Raw genomic sequence first — 15,860 nt, 5'->3', positions numbered from 1 at the left:
TCAACGGCCTTCCTTCAGCGCGATCGCCGGAATGCCTGCCGCCGCCAGGCGCTGCTTGGCCGCCTCCAGCGCGGAGGCGGAGCGGAACGGCCCCAGCCGCACGCGGTGGAAGGTCTGCCCGCCGACGGCCACCGGCTGCACGTTGGCGACGAAGCCCTGCAGCGCGAGCTTCGCCTTCAAGGCTTCGGCGTCGGCGGCACTGGGGAAGGCGCCGACCTGCAGCAGGTAGCCGCTGCCGGCGGCTGGCTGCGGCACCGCCGAGGCGGGCGCGGCCTGGATGTTCTCGGTCACCGCGGAGGGTGCGCTGGGAGGCGTCGCCGCCGGCTGCGCGGCCGCCTGTTGCGCCTGCTGGGCGGCCTGCTGCTTCTGCTGCTGCTCGGCGCGCGCCTGCGCGCTGATCTGCTCGTCGGGAATGCGCACCTCCTTCTCCGAGAGCACCGAGTAGAAGTCGTACTGCGGCTTCTTCGGCGCGCTCTCGGCCGGCGCCAGGCCGGTATCGCCGCCACCCTGCGCGGTGGCCTGCGGATTCGGCTGCGGGCCGGTGGGCGCCATCGGCAGCAGCGAGCGGTGGGTCATCACCACCATCGCGACCACGCCGACCGCGATGCCGATGACCGCCCAGCCCCAGGCCGGGAAGCCGCCCTTGCGGTTGCGTACGGCCTGCCGGCCCTTGCCTTTGCGCGTTGCCATCACATGCTCTCCGGGGCACTCAGGCCGAGCAGGCCCAGCCCGTTCTTCAGCACCTGCCGCGTGGCCACCACCAGCGCCAGGCGCGCGTTGCGCAGCGCGGCGTCGTCGACCAGGAACTGGTGCGAGTTGTAGTAGGTGTGGAAGGCGTTGGCCAGTTCGCGCAGCCAGCCGGCGAGCAGGTGCGGCTCGAGGTTGGCGGCGGCGCTGTCCACGATCTCGGGGTACCTGGACAGTTCGGTGAGCAGGATCTGCTCGTGCTCGTTGTCCAGCCGGGCGAGCTCCGCCAGGCCCTGCTGCAGGTCCACCGCGAAGCCTTTCTCGCCGGCCTGACGCAGCACCGAGCACACCCGCGCGTGGGCGTACTGGATGTAGTAGACCGGGTTGTCGTTGGACTGCGAGCGGGCCAGGTCGATGTCGAACACCAGCTGCGAGTCGGCCTTGCGCGAGATCAGGAAGTAGCGCGTGGCGTCGCGCCCGGCCTCGTCGATCAGGTCGCGCAGGGTGACGTAGCTGCCGGCACGCTTGGAGATCTTCACCTCTTCGCCGCCCCGCATCACGGTGACCATCTGGTGCAGCACGTACTCCGGCCAGCCTTTGGGGATGCCGCAGTCGAGCGCCTGCAGGCCGGCCTTCACGCGCGCCAGCGAGCCGTGGTGGTCCGAGCCCAGCTCGGTGATCGCGCGGACGTAGCCGCGCTGCCACTTGGAGCGGTGGTAGGCGACGTCCGGCACGAAGTAGGTGTAGGTGCCGTCGGACTTGCGCATCACGCGGTCCTTGTCGTCGCCGAAGTCGGTCGAGCGCAGCCACAGTGCGCCGCCTTCCTCGTAGGTGTGGCCGTGGGCGACGAGCTCGCGCACGGTCTCCTCCACCTTGCCGTCGGTGTACAGCGACGATTCCAGGAAGTAGGTGTCGAAGCCGACGCCGAACGCCTTCAGGTCCAGGTCCTGCTCGCGGCGCAGGTAGGCCACCGCGAAGTGGCGGATCGCCTCCAGGTCGTCGGGGTCGCCGGCGCCGGTGACGGTGTGGCCGTCGGCCACCACCGACTCGCCGACCAGGTAGGCGCGCGCCACGTCGGCGATGTAGTCGCCGCGGTAGCCGTCCTCGGGCCAGCCCTCGTCGCCGGGTGCCAGGCCGCGGGCGCGCGCCTGCACGGAGATCGCCAGGTTCTGGATCTGCACGCCGGCGTCGTTGTAGTAGAACTCGCGCTTGACGTCCCAGCCGGTCGCTTCCAGCAGGCGGGCCAGGCAGTCGCCGATCGCCGCCGCACGGCCGTGGCCCACGTGCAGCGGCCCGGTCGGGTTGGCCGAGACGAACTCCACGCCGACGGTGGTGCCGGCACCGCTGGTGCTGCGGCCGTAGGCGTCGCCTTCGGCGAAGATGCGCCGCACTTCGGCGTGGTAGGCGGCCGGGCTCAGAAAGAAGTTGATGAAGCCGGGACCGGCGATCTCGACCTTGGCCACCAGCGCGTTGGCGGGCAGGGCGGCGACCAGCTTCTCCGCCAGTTCGCGCGGCTTGGCCCTGGCCGGCCTGGCCAGCAGCATCGCCGCATTGGTGGCGAAGTCGCCGTGTTCGCGGCTGCGCGCGCGTTCCACCACGAAGGGCGGCAGTTCGAGGTCGGCGGGCAGGACGGCGGCGTCCTGCAGGGTCCGGATGGCCTGCAGCAGCAGGTCGCGCAGCGATTGCTTCACGGCGTGGGATCGGCGTCGATGGGAACCGCCAATCCTAGCAGAGCGCGCCGCGGCCGGCCCGCGGCCGGCCGGAGCACCGGGCCGGGGACAAGCTTGTGGATAACTCTGTGGGGAAAGAAGGGGGACCGGGCCGGTGCCGTGGCCTCCGCAGTACGGTGAACGGCTTGTAAATTAAACAATACAATAAAAACAACGAGTTATCTGGCATGCCTGAGACCGTCAACGAACTCCCGGCCGGCAGGCCCGATGCGGCCGGTTTGTGCATAAGTCGCGCGGCCTGTTTCCGCGGCTGTCAAGAGGGGGCGCCGTCATACCCCGGTCACAGACCGCCGCCATCCTTCGAGGGCGCCCGATGCTCCCCTCGGTCGCATCCGGGCGGCGCGGCTCTCCCCGCGCGCCGCCCCCCTTTCCCCTGCATCGCCCGCACCGCCCGGACCGACGGATCCCGGGCGGTGCGGCCGGGCCGGCTACAGCAGCCCGCGTTCGGCCATCGACACGGGCGTGCCCTGGCCGATCACCAGGTGGTCCAGCACGCGTACGCCGACCAGCTGCAGGGCCTCGCGCAGCTCGCGGGTAATCGCGCGGTCGGCGGCGCTGGGCTCGGCCACGCCGCTGGGATGGTTGTGGGCGAAGATCACGGCACAGGCGTTGTGCTTCAGGCACGCCCGCACCACCTCGCGCGGGTGCACGCTGGCGCCGTCCACGGTGCCCCGGAACAGCTCCTCGAAGGCCAGTACGCGGTGGCGGTTGTCCAGGTAGAGACAGCCGAATACTTCGTAGGGCAGGTGGCGCAGGCGGGCGGAGAGGTAGTCGCCGCTGTCGCGTGGGCTGCCCAGGCTGGGCCGTGCCTGCAGTTGCTCGGCCAGGCTGCGCCGGGCCAGCTCGAGCGCGGCGGCGATGCGGGCGCGCTTGGCTGGCCCCAGGCCGGCGGCCTGCACCGGGCGGTCCGGCCGGCCGAGCAGGGCGCCGAGGCTGCCGGCCGCCTGCAGCAGTTCACGGCCCAGCGCGATCGCGTCCTTGCCGGGTACGCCGCTGCCCAGCAGCACGGCCAGCAGTTCGGCGTCGGACAGGGCGGCGCTGCCGTGCTGCAGCAGCTTCTCGCGCGGGCGCTCGCCCGCAGGCCAGTGGCGGATGCTCATGCGCCCAGCGTGCCGCCGCGGATGCGACCTGGGCAGCAGAGGCCGGGGACGATTCCGGTAAGCTAGCGCTTCGCCCGCCTGTCAGGCCCGTCCTACATGAGTCTCGCCCAACGTCGCATCCTGCTCGGCGTCTCGGCCGGTATCGCGGCCTACAAATCGTGCGAGCTGGTGCGCCGCCTGCGTGAACAGGGCGCCGAAGTGCGCGTGGTCATGACCGAGGGCGCCACGCACTTCGTCGGCACGACCACGTTCCAGGCCCTGTCCGGCCAACCGGTGCGGGTGTCGTTGTGGGACGAAGGCGCCGAGGCCGCGATGGGCCACATCGAGCTGGCGCGCTGGGCCGAGCGGGTGCTGGTCGCCCCGGCCAGCGCCGACATCCTCGCCCGCCTGGCGCACGGCCACGCCGACGACCTGCTGACCACGCTGTGCCTGGCCAGCGCCGCGCCGCTGTACGTGGCGCCGGCGATGAACCAGCAGATGTGGGCGCATCCGGCAGTGCAGGCGAACCTGGCCACGCTGCGCGCGCGCGGCGTGCGCGTGCTCGGTCCGGCGGCAGGCGAGCAGGCCTGCGGCGACGTCGGCTCGGGCCGCATGCTGGAGCCGCACGAGTTGCGCGATGCGCTGGCCGCCTCGTTCGGCGCCGGCACGCTGGCCGGCCTGCGTGTGGTGGTGAGCGCAGGCCCCACCTACGAGGACATCGATCCGGTGCGCTTCATCGGCAACCGCAGCTCGGGCCGCATGGGTTTCGCCGTGGCCGAGGCCGCCGCGCTGGCCGGTGCCGAGGTGACCCTGGTGGCCGGGCCGGTCAGCCTGCCCACGCCGCCGGGCGTGGCCCGGCGGATCGATGTGCGCAGCGCCGCGCAGATGCGCGAGGCGGTGCTCGCCGGGGCGGCGCAGGCCGACATCTACGTCGGTGCCGCCGCGGTCGGCGACTACCGTCCGCTCGAGGTGGCGCCGCACAAGCTGAAGAAACAGGACGGCGCGCCGCTGGCGCTGCAGTTGACCGAGAACCCGGACATCCTGAAGGAACTGGCCGCGCGCTCGCCGCGCCCGTTCCTGGTCGGCTTCGCCGCCGAGACGCGCGAGCTGGCCGCCTACGCGCAGGACAAGCTCGCCCGCAAGGGCCTGGACATGATCGCCGCGAACCGCGTCGGCGCCGGCCTCGGCTTCGAGGCGGAGGACAACGCGCTCGCCGTCTACTGGCCCGGCGGCGGCGAGGAGCTGCCGCGCGCCCCCAAGCGCGACCTGGCCACGCGGCTGGTCGCGTGCATCGCCGAACGCTACCGCGCCACCTACGCATGATCGATATCGAATTGAAGATTCTCGATGCCCGGCTGGGCCAGACCATTCCGCTGCCGGAAGCGGCCACACCGGGCAGCGCCGGCATGGACCTGCGCGCGGCGGTCGACGCGCCGCTGACGCTCGCGCCCGGCGAAAGCGCGCTGGTGCCCAGCGGCATCGCCATCCACATCGGCGATCCGGGCTGGTGCGCCCTGATCGTGCCGCGTTCCGGGCTGGGCCACCGGCATGGGCTGGTGATGGGCAACCTGGTCGGGGTGATCGATGCCGACTACCAGGGCCCGCTGATGATCTCCTGCTGGAATCGCGGCCAGGCGCCGTACACCATCGGCGTGGGGGACCGCATCGCGCAGCTGCTGCTGGTGCCGGTGGGCCGGGCCAGGCTGCGGGTGGTGCAGGAGTTCGCGCCGTCCGTTCGCGGCACCGGCGGGTTCGGTTCGACCGGGATCGGCTGAGGCGCGGCGCAAACGTCGGGAGCGGGGGATGGCACGAGAAATCGCAAACAGGTTTCGCCTCGGTGCGGTGTCTTGGCAGCGGCTGCTGTCGCTGGCCGGCGGCACCCTGCTCCTGCTGCTGGGCCTGTTCTGCGCCTGGCAGGCCTGGCTGATCGCCAGCGAAAGCGACGGGGTGGCGCGCGTCTACGCGGCGCGCGACCAGGCGGTACGTGCGCTGACGACCGAGATCGCGGCGGAGCGCCGGCAGGTGGCCCAGGCGGTGGCGGCGGTCACCCCGGCCGAGGCGCAGGGCGTTCCGGCGCAACTGGCCGCGGCCGTGCGCGCGCACCTGCCGCAGGCGCTGAACGTGGAAGTGTTCAGCGCCGGCCTGGACGAGGTGCTGCACGCCAACTACCGCGACTTCGGCTACGCCAAGGCGGCGCAGCTGATGGCCGCGCAGACCGGCGAGGGCGAGCCCCCGGTGCAGACCGTGGTGACCGCTGGCGGGCGTCGGCTGAGCCTGGTGCAGCCGCTCGGATCGCTGCAGCGACCGCAGGCCTGGATCTGGGTGGAGCTGCCGTTCACGCCACTGCAACAGCGGTTCGAGTCCATTGCGCCCGGAGAAGGGCGGATCGACCTGCGCCAGGGCGACGATCGCGGCGAGTTGAGCCTGCTCTCGCGCGGTTCCGCATCGGCCGAGGCGGAGAACGACGTCAAGCCGGTGCCGGGCAGCAACTTCAGCGTGGGCGTGGCGCTGCCGGCCGCCTTCATCGTGTTGCCGCGCTCCTGGCCATTTGCCGCCGTGCTGGCGCTGCTGGGAATCGGTGGGGGCCTTTACCTGTTACGGCTGCTCGGGCGCGACGCCCGGCGCCATGAGCCACGAACCGAGGAGATCACGGTGTCCGATGTCATGCAAGCCAAGCCCGAGCCGGTCCCGCCGGTGATGCGATCCGCCACCCCCCTGCCGATGGAACCCCCCGAGGCGAGTCCGGCCGAGGCGGTGGATCCGAGCATCTTCCGCGCCTACGACGTGCGCGGCGTGGTCGGCAAGACGCTCACCCCGCGCGTGGCGCGGCTGCTCGGGCAGTCGATCGGCACGCTGATGCGCGAGAAGGGCCTGACCGAGATCGTGGTCGGCCGCGACGGGCGGCTGTCGGGTCCGGAGCTCGCCGGCGCGCTGTCCGACGGCCTGCGCGAGGCCAACATCGATGTCATCGATATCGGCGCGGTGCCGACGCCGGTGGTGTATTTCGCCGCCTACCGCTTCAACACCGGCAGCGGCGTGGCGGTGACCGGCAGCCACAACCCGCCCGACTACAACGGCTTCAAGATCGTGGTCGGCGGCGAGACGCTGTCCGAGGGCGCGATCCAGGACCTCTACCAGCGCATCGCCGGCGGCGCGCTGGAGGCCGGTGGCCAGGGCGGCCTGCGCCACGTCGACGTGGTGCCGGACTACATCGAGCGGATCACCTCCGACGTACAGGCCGAGCGGCGCATGAAGGTGGTGGTCGACTGCGGCAACGGCATCCCCGGCGCGGTGGCGCCGCAGGTGCTCGAGGGCATCGGCTGCGAGGTGGTGCCGCTGTACTGCGAGGTGGACGGCACCTTCCCCAACCACCACCCCGATCCGTCCGACCCGCACAATCTGGAGGATTTGATCCACGCCGTGCGCCAGACCGGCGCGGACCTCGGCGTGGCCTTCGACGGCGACGGCGACCGCCTGGGCGTGGTCACCCGCGAGGGCGAGATCATCTACCCCGACCGGCTGCTGATGCTGTTCGCGCGCGACGTGCTGTCGCGCCAGCCGGGCGCCACGATCATCTACGACGTCAAGTGCACCGGGCACCTGAAGGGCCAGGTGCTGGAGGCCGGCGGCAGCCCGCTGATGTGGCGCACCGGCCATTCGCTGATCAAGGCCAAGATGCGCGAGACGCAGGCGGAGCTGGCCGGCGAGATGAGCGGCCACTTCTTCTTCAAGGAGCGCTGGTACGGCTTCGACGACGGCATCTACGCCGGCGCGCGACTGCTGGAGATCCTCGCCGGCGACATCGAGGGGCGCACCCCGGAGGCGATCTTCGCCACCTGCCCGAAGGGCGTGTCCACGCCGGAGCTGAAGATCCAGCTGGCCGAGGGCGAGCACTACCGCTTCATCGAGAAGTTCAAGGAGAAGGCCGGTTTCGGCGACGCCACCCTGGTGACCATCGACGGCGTGCGCGCCGACTGGCCGGACGGCTGGGGTCTGGTGCGCGCCTCCAACACCACGCCGGTGCTGGTGCTGCGCTTCGATGCGGACAACCCGGCGGCGCTCAAGCGCATCCAGCAGGCGTTCCGCGAGCAGCTGCTGCTGGTGGATCCGGGCCTGAAACTGCCGTTCTGACGCGCGGCCGGTGCCGGCCGCGCCGGCCGCAGGCTACATCTGTTCCTGCTGCGCCTTCTTCAGGGCCCGGTAGTGTTCCAGCTGCCGGGCCGCGGCCTGCTCCGCGGCGGCGCGCTTGTCCTGCTGGTGCTCCAGCGTGGCGTGCTGGTCGGCCACCACGTTGCGTTGCGCGGCGATGCTGTCGGCCAGCGATTTGGGCACCGGCTGCTTGGCGCGTTCCAGCTCGGCCGCCCGCGCGAGCAGGTCGGCCAGCGCCTTCTCCTGGTTGTGCAGGCTCAGGCGGGTGGTGCTGATCTGCTGGTCGATGGTGTCCAGCTCCTGCTGCTGCGCCTGCTTGAGCGCCGCCTCGTCGCCGTAGGCGTTCAGCAGTTGCAGGTCGGCACGCCGGCGCGCTGACTCGGCCTGCTGCCGGGCAGCCTGCTCGGCAGCCAGCTTCGCGGCGGCGGCGCGTTCGTCGGCGCTGAGCTGGCGATCGACGTGGCGCACCACCAGGCCCTGGTCGTTGACCAGGTCGTAGCCGTACTTCATCGCCTCCGCGGTGAGGCTGTCGCTATAGTGCGGCAGGCCCTTGGCGTCGACCCAGCGGTAGCGGACGGTCCCCGAGTTCTGGGCGTGGACCGGCAGGGCCGCCGCCAGGACAATGGCGACGGCAGGAACGAACTTGCGCATGGATACCCCCTCCTGCGGGGCAGTATAGCCATCGTCCGGAAACCGCCTAAAGCGTGGCTGAAGGGCGATGCCGGCCGGTGTGACGGGGTCGCCACTCCGGCCGCCTTGCTCAGGCGCCGACGCCGTAGCGTTCACGGTAGGCGAGCAGCCGCGCGTGCTCCGTGGCCAGCTCCGGGCGTTCGCCGGCATAGGCCAGCACGTCGTCCAGGCCGGTGATGGCGACCACCGGGATGCCGTGCTCGCGCGCCACTTCCTGTGCGGCCGAGAGCTCGCCCTGGCCGCGTTCCTGCCGGTCCAGCGCGATCAGCACGCCGGCCGGCGTGGCGCCGTGGCTGCGGATCAGCGCCAGCGATTCGCGCACCGCGGTGCCGGCGGTCATCACGTCGTCGACGATCAGTACGCGACCGGCGAGCGGCGCGCCGACCAGCACGCCGCCTTCGCCGTGGGTCTTGGCTTCCTTGCGGTTGTACGCCCAGGGCAGGTCGCGGCCGTGCCGGGTGGCCAGCGCGATGGCGGTGGCGGCGGCCAGCGCGATGCCCTTGTAGGCAGGTCCGAACAGCATGTCCACGTTCAGTCCCGCGCGTACCAGCGCCGCCGCGTAGGCTTCGCCCAGCCGCGCCAACGCAGCGCCGGAGTCGATCCGGCCGAGGTTGAAGAAATACGGGCTCTGCCGGCCCGACTTGAGGGTGAAGTCGCCGAAGCGCAGCACGTCGCGTGCCAGCGCCAGCTCGATGAAGTCGCGTTGGTAGGGTTGCATCGGTGTCCCGGGTGCCAGCGCCCGCATGGCGCTTGTGGCTATTATCGCCCGGTTGCCGCACGACGAGTCCGCACCGCATGAGAATCATCACCCTCAACGCCAACGGCATCCGCTCGGCCGCCAACAAGGGCGTGTTCGACTGGCTCCGCACGCAGGATGCGGACGTGGTCTGCCTGCAGGAGACCAAGGCGCAGGAGGACCAGCTGACCGACGCGATGTTCCGCCCCGACGGCCATCACTGCTTCTATCGCGACGCCACCTGCAAGAAGGGCTACAGCGGCGTGGCGATCTATGCCCGGCGCGAACCCGACGCGGTGCTCACCGAGCTGGGCTGGGAGCCGTTCGACTGCGAAGGACGCTACATCGAGGCGCGCTTCGGCAACCTGTCGGTGGTGTCGCTGTACGTGCCGTCCGGCTCTTCCGGCGACGAGCGCCAGCAGTTCAAGTTCAAGGCGATGGACTTCCTCACGCCGATCTTCGACCAGTGGCTCAACAGCGGCCGCGACTACGTCATCTGCGGCGACTGGAACATCGTCCATACGAAAAACGACATCAAGAACTGGACCTCCAACCAGAAGAACTCCGGCTGCCTGCCGCAGGAGCGCGCCTGGCTCGACCTGCTGTTCCACACCCGCGGCTGGGTCGACAGCTTCCGCGCGATCAGGCCGGGCGCGGTCGAGTACACCTGGTGGTCCAACCGCGGCCGCGCGCGCGAGAACAACGTGGGATGGCGCATCGACTACCAGGTCTGCACGCCGTCCCTGCGCGACCGGCTGAAGGATTGCTCGATCTACCGCGAGCAGCGCTTCTCCGACCACGCGCCATACACGGTCGATTATGCCGACTGAGCCGGCGTCGCCGTCCCCGCGCAGGCCATCCATCTGGCGCGCCTTCGCGCAGCCGGCGGCGGGCACGATGGCGCTGCTGGGCTTCTCTTCCGGTCTGCCGTTCCTGCTGGTCGCCGGCACGCTGGCGTACTGGCTGAAGGAGAACGGCATCGAGCTGAAGGACATCACCATGATCGCCAGCGCGGGGATGACCTACGCCTTCAAGTTCGTGTGGGCACCCTTGCTCGACCACTGGCGGCTGCCGGGCTTCTCGCGGCTGGGGCAGCGCCGTGGCTGGTTGCTGTTCGCGCAGCTGTGCGTGGCCGCGGGCCTGCTGGCGATGGCGTTGCTGACGCCGGCGCAGCTGTGGCCGTTCGTGGCGGCCACGCTGGCGGTGGCGTTCTTCGGGGCGACCCAGGACATCGCCGTCGACGCGTACCGCATCGAGATCGCACCACCGGAGGTGCAGGGCGCGCTGGTGGCGACCTATGCGCTGGGCTATCGGATCGGCCTGTTGCTCGCCGGCGCGGTGGCGCTGATCCTGGCCGACCACGTGCCCTGGCGCGTCGTCTACCTGGTCATGGCCGCGGCGATGGCGGTGCCTATCGCCACCACGCTGCTCGCACGCGAGCCGCAGGTGCTGCGCACGCGGCCGGCCAGCTGGTCGGTTGCGATGCGCGAAAGCGTCGTCGATCCGTTCGCCGACTTCTTCCGCCGTTACGGCTGGCAGGCGGCGGCCGTGATCCTGCTCTTCATCCTGCTGTTCAAGGTCCCGGAGCAGGCCACGATCGGCGGCATCATGAGCCCGTTCTACCGCGACATGCAGTTCTCCAAGACCGAGATCGGCGCAATCACCAAGATCTACGGCGTGTGGATCGGCATCGTCGGCGTGTTTCTGGGCGGCGCGGCGGTCGCGCGCTGGGGAGCGTGGCGCTCGCTGGGCGCCACGGTGGTGCTGTGCGGCTGCAGCAATCTGTTCTACCTCACGTTGATTCCGCATCCGGGCAACCTGGCGGTGCTGACGCTGGTGATCTCGGCCGAAAACCTCACCCTGGGCATGCTCGGGCCGCCGACCGTGGCGTTCCTTTCCATGCTGGTCAACCGCCAGCACACGGCCACCCAGTACGCCTTGCTGAGCTCCCTGGTGAACCTGCCGGGCAAGCTGCTGGGCTTCTTCGCCGGCGGCATCGCCACGGCCGTGGGCTACGGCGGCTACTTCGTGCTCACGGTGGTGGCGCTGCTTCCCGCGATGGCGCTGTACGCGGTGCTGTGGCGGCGCTTCCGCACGGCAGAAGAAGCCGCCGGATAGCCGCCCGCCAACGGCGGCTCGGACGTGCTGCAAACCCCCGTGATCTGTGCCACCATGAATCGCCACCTGGGCATGCGTGACACGGAGCGACGCACGTGCCGGACCTCGTCATTCGACACATCGACAGCCTGATGGCCGAGCGCATCAAGACGCTCGCGAAGGATCGCCGCTGGTCCATCAACGACGTGGTGCTGCATGCCCTGCGCCACGGCCTCGGCCTCAGCGCCGCCGGCCAGATCTCCAACGAAACCCTGGTCGACGCCGGCAGCCTGGTGCTGGGTGGCCAGTGGAACCTTTCGGAAAAGGCGGCGTTCCAGGAAGCCCTGCACGCGCTGTCGCTGGCCCGACCCACCCAGCTCGCGCCGGAAAAGGCCGCCGCCACGTCGCGCTGAGCGTCAGCCCCGCGGCGCGAGGAACAGCCCGCCCAGCACGCGCGGCCCGCGCGCGCCGGTGACGGCCGGCAGGTTGCCGGGCGCGCCGAGCAGGCGCTGGCGGGCCAGCCAGGCGAAGGCGGTCGCTTCCAGGTGGTCCGGGTCGACCCCGTATGCCGCCGTGCTGACGACGGCGCGCGGCGCCAGCCGCTCGCCCAGCCGCTCCATCAGCCGCGCATTGTGCACGCCGCCGCCGCATGCCAGCACCTCGGTGGCGGTCGGCGCGTGGGCCTCGATCGCATCCGCCACGCTGCGTACCGTGAGCTCGAGCAGCGTGGCCTGCACGTCGGCCGGGGGCAGGGTTGCGGTGCGGGACTGGCGCGCGAGCCAGGCCAGGTGGAAGTGCTCGCGGCCGGTGCTCTTCGGCGGCGCCAGCGCGAAGTACGGGTCGGCCAGCAGGGCGGCCAGCAGCGTCGCGTCGACCCGGCCGCTGGCGGCGAACGCGCCGTCGCGGTCGTACGCCTCCCCGCGGTGCTGCAGACACCAGGCGTCCATCAGGCCGTTGGCCGGGCCGGTGTCGAAACCGAGCACGCCGCCGTCGGCCCCCAGCACCGTGATGTTGGCGATGCCGCCCAGGTTGAGCACCACGCGGGTTCGTCCCGGGCACCCCAGCAGCATGGCGTGCACCGCGGGCAACAGGGGGGCGCCCTGGCCGCCGGCCGCCACATCCGCGCGACGGAAGTCGGCGACCACGTCGATGCCGCAGTGCTCGGCGATCACCGTCGGGTCGCCCAGCTGCAGCGTGAAGGGCGACTCGCCACCCGGCCGGTGGCGTACCGTCTGGCCGTGCGAGCCGATCGCGCGCACCGCCGTGGCCGGCGTGCCGCTGGCCTCCAGCACCGTCAGCGCGGCCGCGGCGAACTGCCGGCCGACCTCGACGTCCAGCCTGCCGTAGGTGTCCAGGTCGAACACCGACAGGTCCTGCGCCACCGCCAGCACGCGCTCGCGCAGGGCGGACGGCCAGGGGCGGGTCAGTGCGGCCCGCAGCTGTGGCAGGTCGTGGTCGAACGATACCAGCGCCGCATCGATGCCGTCCGCACTGGTGCCCGAGATCAGCCCCAGGTAGAGGCCCGATGCGTCGTCACGACTCAAGCGAGGGTCCGTCAGTCGTCGTTGCGGGTGGCCGAGGCGAGCTGGGCGAGCTTGAAGTTGGCGTCCATCGCCTTCAGCCGGGCCAGCTGCGGGCGCACCACTTCGTTCTGGAAGCGGGCCAGCTGCGCGGCCGGCAGCGGCTGCGGCTTGGGCAGGGTCACCGTCTGCGGATCGCGCTGCACGCCGTTGACGCGGAATTCGTAATGCAGGTGCGGACCGGTGGCCAGGCCGGTCATGCCGACGTAGCCGATCACCTGGCCCTGGCTGACGTGCTGGCCGACGCGTTCGTTGGCGAAGCGCGACATGTGGCCGTAGGCGGTGCTGATGTCCTTGTTGTGCTGGATCACCACGAAGTTCCCGTAGCCACGCATCCAGCCCTTGAACTTGATCACGCCGTCGCCCGCGGCATGGATCGGCGTACCGCTCGGCGCGGCGTAGTCCACGCCCTTGTGCGCGCGCATGCGGCCCAGGATCGGATGCATGCGGGCCGTGCTGAAACGGGAGGAGATGCGGGTGAAGTCGACCGGGATACGCAGGAACGATTTCTGGATCGGGCGGCCGTCTTCGCTGAACCAGCCGTAGCGCCCGTCAGCCTTCTTGAAGCGGTAGGCGGTGTAGCGGTGACCCTGGTTGATGAACTCGGCGGCGACGATGTCGCCCTCGGCGAAGTAGCTGCCGTCACGGTAGACGTCGTCGTAGATCACCGTGAAGCTGTCGCCGTCGCGCAGGTCCTGCACGAAGTCGATGTCATACTTGAACAGGTCGGCCAGCTTGCCGACCATGCCCTGGCTCATGCCGGCCTTGGCGGCGGCGGCGTAGAGCGAACTGGTGATGGTGCCGTGGGCGACGTGCTCGCGCGTCTCCATCGCGCGCGGCTGCATGGTCAGGGAGGCCTTCGCGCCGTCGAAGCGCACTACCGCTCGGGTGGCCTCGTCCTTGTCGAAACGGATGCCCTTCAGGCCACCGTCGGCACCGAGCAGGAAGTCGAACTCCTGATGCGGGCGGATATTGTGGAAGGCGCTCTTGGCGTCGCCGGCCGCGTCCATGACGCGCTGCAGGTCGGCCAGGGTGAGGCCCTGGTCCTGGAAGATGTCCGAAAGCGTCTGTCCCGGCCGCACCTGCACCACGCGCCAGTCTTCCACCGGTCGCACCGGCGCGGCGATGGCCGGTGCCTTGGGCAGCGTGAGCGGGACCAGGGTGTGCGCGACCGGCTCGGGATCGGGCCGCATGGCGCTGGCCCAGGCGGGCAGGAAGAAGCCGGACAGGGCGGTGAGCAGCAGGGCGGTGCCGGCGAGGATCCAGCGTTCGCGGTGCCAGCGGATCGGCTCGATCTCGCCCAGGCGGCTGAACGACCAGTGGGCGCAGCGTTCGTAGAAATGGACGTGGCGTCGTTGCGCCTTGCGGCGGATAGCCTGCTTGCGCGCCGCCCGCGCGATCCGATCGCCCTCACCCATGCCCGTCGCCCCGCGTTACAAAGTACCCAGGCGACGTACCATAGCGGCCCCGTGTAAAGGGCGTCAACGCCTTTTCGATCAAGGATTTGCGTAACTTTTACCATTAACGCACAATTAACTTCTTTCCGTGACGGTGGTCCCCTTTGCAACCGTCACCCGATCACGCTGGACACGAGGACGACATGAACGAGCTTGAGCAGGCGCTGGCCCTGATCTCCCGCGGCGCCGACGAAATCATCAAGCAGGAGGAGCTCGTCGAGCGCCTCGGGCGCGGGCGGCCGCTGCGCATCAAGGCCGGCTTCGACCCCACCGCGCCGGACCTGCATCTGGGCCATACCGTGCTGCTCAACAAGATGCGCCAGTTCCAGGACCTGGGTCATCAGGTGATCTTCCTGATCGGCGACTTCACCGGCATGATCGGCGACCCGACCGGCAAGAACGCAACCCGCAAGCCGCTCAGCCGCGAAGACGTGCTGAAGAACGCCGAGTCCTACGCGGCGCAGGTCTACAAGGTGCTCGACCGCGAGCGCACCGAGGTGCGTTTCAACAGCGAGTGGTTCGGCAAGATGGGCGCCGCCGACATGATCCGCCTGGCCGCGCAGCACACCGTGGCGCGCATGCTCGAGCGCGACGATTTCGCCAAGCGCTATGCCGCGCAGCAGCCGATCGCCATCCACGAATTCCTCTATCCGCTGGTGCAGGGCTACGATTCGGTGGCGCTCCGCGCCGACGTGGAGCTCGGCGGCACCGACCAGAAGTTCAACCTGCTGATGGGGCGCGCCCTGCAGGAGCATCACGGCCAGCCACCGCAGATCGTGCTGACCATGCCCCTGCTGGAGGGCCTGGACGGCATACACAAGATGTCCAAGTCGCTGGGCAACTACATCGGCATCGACGAGCCGGCGATCGACATCGTCACCAAGACGATGAAGATCGACGACGCGCTGATGTGGCGCTGGTTCGAGCTGCTCAGCTTCGAGGTGTCGCTCGACGACCTCGCGCGGATGAGGCGCGAGGTCGAGGGCGGCGCGCTCAACCCGCGCGACGCCAAGCTGCGCCTGGCGCGCGAGCTGGCCGCGCGCTTCCACGGCGCGGCCGCGGCCGAGCAGGCGGTCGCCGGCTGGCATGCGGTGGTGCGAGGCGAGGGCGATACCTCGCTGCTGCCTCTCAGTGGCATCGCGGTGCCCGCCGACGGGCTGCGCCTGCCCGCGCTGCTCACCGCCGCCGGGCTCACGAGCAGCAACTCGGAAGCGAACCGCAAGCTGAAGGAGCGCGCGGTGCGCATCGACGGCGAGGTGGTGGAGGACGCCCAGCGTGTGTTCGGCGCCGGGTTCGAGGGCGTGCTGCAGGTCGGCAAGCGCAACTTCGCGCGCGTGAAACTGACCGCCTCGTAAAGCATGTCGGATCGTGCGCCGTGCGCCTGGGCGCGCGCCGCACGAGGCGCACGCGTCGTCGGCGCGCCGGAACCGCCGAAAAAACAGCTGCGTCCGCTTGCCATCTGCGGGCGCTGTCCCTACTATTCGCGGCCCGTCGCCTCACTCCCCTGGCCGACGACTCCCCCGGCAAGAAGAACTTCTCCCGAGGGTGTTGACGGACCGAGAAAGGGATGTAGAATGGGCGGCTCACCCGGGACGAAAGGTCTCGGGGCGATCTGAAGAAAGGATCGCAAGTGATTGATCTTTGACAGTGTGCGC

14 protein-coding genes are annotated in these 15,860 nt (G+C 70.5%); 7 read left to right on the top strand and 7 right to left on the bottom strand.

Annotation, left to right across the window (positions count from 1 at the left end; translation table 11 throughout):
• The 3 genes from WAT24_RS00070 to radC form a co-directional block, all read right to left on the bottom strand.
• Complete coding sequence (locus WAT24_RS00070) at positions 1 to 690, bottom strand: SPOR domain-containing protein (RefSeq protein WP_336805768.1); 690 nt, start codon at positions 688 to 690, stop codon at positions 1 to 3.
• A complete protein-coding gene (argS, locus tag WAT24_RS00065) occupies positions 690 to 2,378 on the bottom strand; it encodes an arginine--tRNA ligase (RefSeq protein ID WP_336805767.1) in 1,689 nt (562 codons plus the stop codon). The genes WAT24_RS00070 and argS overlap by 1 nt, the downstream gene beginning before the upstream one ends.
• A 467-nt stretch (positions 2,379 to 2,845) precedes the next feature.
• Entirely contained in the window at positions 2,846 to 3,517 is a 672-nt protein-coding gene (gene radC / locus WAT24_RS00060) for a RadC family protein (protein WP_336805766.1), read from the bottom strand.
• Between the two features lie 96 nt (positions 3,518 to 3,613).
• Here radC and coaBC point away from each other — a divergent pair, with 96 nt between their 5' ends.
• The 3 genes from coaBC to WAT24_RS00045 are packed head-to-tail and all read left to right on the top strand — an operon-like array spanning position 3,614 to position 7,627.
• Entirely contained in the window at positions 3,614 to 4,819 is a 1,206-nt protein-coding gene (gene coaBC, locus WAT24_RS00055; protein ID WP_336805765.1) for a bifunctional phosphopantothenoylcysteine decarboxylase/phosphopantothenate--cysteine ligase CoaBC, read from the top strand.
• Positions 4,816 to 5,271, top strand: coding sequence for a dUTP diphosphatase (gene dut / locus WAT24_RS00050; protein ID WP_336805764.1), 456 nt, complete (start codon positions 4,816 to 4,818; stop codon positions 5,269 to 5,271). Before coaBC ends, dut begins: the two co-directional genes overlap by 4 nt.
• A gap of 28 nt (positions 5,272 to 5,299) precedes the next feature.
• Positions 5,300 to 7,627 carry a phosphomannomutase/phosphoglucomutase gene (locus WAT24_RS00045; RefSeq protein ID WP_336805763.1) on the top strand — a complete coding sequence of 776 codons (2,328 nt, stop codon included), beginning with the start codon at positions 5,300 to 5,302 and terminating at the stop codon, positions 7,625 to 7,627.
• Positions 7,628 to 7,660: 33 nt separating this feature from the next.
• Here the strand turns inward: WAT24_RS00045 and WAT24_RS00040 are convergent, their stop codons facing one another.
• On the bottom strand, positions 7,661 to 8,296 hold the full coding sequence (locus WAT24_RS00040) for a DUF4124 domain-containing protein (protein WP_336805762.1): 636 nt from the start codon (positions 8,294 to 8,296) through the stop codon (positions 7,661 to 7,663).
• Positions 8,297 to 8,405: 109 nt separating this feature from the next.
• Positions 8,406 to 9,053 (bottom strand): orotate phosphoribosyltransferase, encoded by a 648-nt coding sequence (gene pyrE, locus WAT24_RS00035; RefSeq protein WP_336805761.1) that lies wholly within the window; start codon positions 9,051 to 9,053, stop codon positions 8,406 to 8,408.
• A gap of 77 nt (positions 9,054 to 9,130) precedes the next feature.
• On the opposite strand from pyrE, the gene WAT24_RS00030 reads away from it, so the two are divergent.
• The 3 genes from WAT24_RS00030 to WAT24_RS00020 all read left to right on the top strand — a co-directional run bounded on the left by WAT24_RS00030 (position 9,131) and on the right by WAT24_RS00020 (position 11,581).
• The gene (locus tag WAT24_RS00030) at positions 9,131 to 9,901 is read left to right on the top strand and encodes an exodeoxyribonuclease III (protein ID WP_336805760.1); all 771 of its coding nucleotides are present in this window, start codon (positions 9,131 to 9,133) and stop codon (positions 9,899 to 9,901) included.
• Entirely contained in the window at positions 9,891 to 11,189 is a 1,299-nt protein-coding gene (locus WAT24_RS00025) for an AmpG family muropeptide MFS transporter (RefSeq protein ID WP_425605195.1), read from the top strand. The genes WAT24_RS00030 and WAT24_RS00025 overlap by 11 nt, the downstream gene beginning before the upstream one ends.
• 95 nt (positions 11,190 to 11,284) lie before the next feature.
• Complete coding sequence (locus tag WAT24_RS00020; RefSeq protein WP_336805759.1) at positions 11,285 to 11,581, top strand: hypothetical protein; 297 nt, start codon at positions 11,285 to 11,287, stop codon at positions 11,579 to 11,581.
• 3 nt (positions 11,582 to 11,584) lie between these two features.
• Here WAT24_RS00020 and WAT24_RS00015 read toward each other — a convergent pair whose 3' ends face one another.
• Positions 11,585 to 12,712 carry an anhydro-N-acetylmuramic acid kinase gene (locus WAT24_RS00015; RefSeq protein ID WP_336805758.1) on the bottom strand — a complete coding sequence of 376 codons (1,128 nt, stop codon included), beginning with the start codon at positions 12,710 to 12,712 and terminating at the stop codon, positions 11,585 to 11,587.
• Positions 12,713 to 12,723: 11 nt separating this feature from the next.
• Positions 12,724 to 14,166: an OapA family protein gene (locus WAT24_RS00010; protein ID WP_336805757.1), complete on the bottom strand. Its 1,443-nt coding sequence runs from the start codon at positions 14,164 to 14,166 to the stop codon at positions 12,724 to 12,726.
• A gap of 182 nt (positions 14,167 to 14,348) precedes the next feature.
• On the opposite strand from WAT24_RS00010, the gene tyrS reads away from it, so the two are divergent.
• Entirely contained in the window at positions 14,349 to 15,560 is a 1,212-nt protein-coding gene (tyrS, locus tag WAT24_RS00005) for a tyrosine--tRNA ligase (RefSeq protein WP_336805756.1), read from the top strand.
• Positions 15,561 to 15,860 lie beyond the last annotated feature (300 nt).

This window comes from Fulvimonas yonginensis (assembly GCF_037137055.1).
GTDB lineage: Bacteria > Pseudomonadota > Gammaproteobacteria > Xanthomonadales > Rhodanobacteraceae > Frateuria_A > Frateuria_A yonginensis.
The sequence above is the reverse complement of the archived record's forward strand: the minus strand, read 5'-3'. Positions and strand labels throughout refer to the sequence as shown.

Bases quoted from the DNA above. Each gene is read 5' to 3' on its own strand.
- WAT24_RS00070 (WP_336805768.1), bottom strand. From the start codon at position 690: ATGGCAACGCGCAAAGGCAAGGGCCGGCAGGCCGTACGCAACCGCAAG.
- radC (WP_336805766.1), bottom strand. From the start codon at position 3,517: ATGAGCATCCGCCACTGGCCTGCGGGCGAGCGCCCGCGCGAGAAGCTG.
- coaBC (WP_336805765.1), top strand. From the start codon at position 3,614: ATGAGTCTCGCCCAACGTCGCATCCTGCTCGGCGTCTCGGCCGGTATC.
- dut (WP_336805764.1), top strand. From the start codon at position 4,816: ATGATCGATATCGAATTGAAGATTCTCGATGCCCGGCTGGGCCAGACC.
- WAT24_RS00045 (WP_336805763.1), top strand. From the start codon at position 5,300: ATGGCACGAGAAATCGCAAACAGGTTTCGCCTCGGTGCGGTGTCTTGG.
- WAT24_RS00040 (WP_336805762.1), bottom strand. From the start codon at position 8,296: ATGCGCAAGTTCGTTCCTGCCGTCGCCATTGTCCTGGCGGCGGCCCTG.
- pyrE (WP_336805761.1), bottom strand. From the start codon at position 9,053: ATGCAACCCTACCAACGCGACTTCATCGAGCTGGCGCTGGCACGCGAC.
- WAT24_RS00030 (WP_336805760.1), top strand. From the start codon at position 9,131: ATGAGAATCATCACCCTCAACGCCAACGGCATCCGCTCGGCCGCCAAC.
- WAT24_RS00025 (WP_425605195.1), top strand. From the start codon at position 9,891: ATGCCGACTGAGCCGGCGTCGCCGTCCCCGCGCAGGCCATCCATCTGG.
- WAT24_RS00010 (WP_336805757.1), bottom strand. From the start codon at position 14,166: ATGGGTGAGGGCGATCGGATCGCGCGGGCGGCGCGCAAGCAGGCTATC.
- tyrS (WP_336805756.1), top strand. From the start codon at position 14,349: ATGAACGAGCTTGAGCAGGCGCTGGCCCTGATCTCCCGCGGCGCCGAC.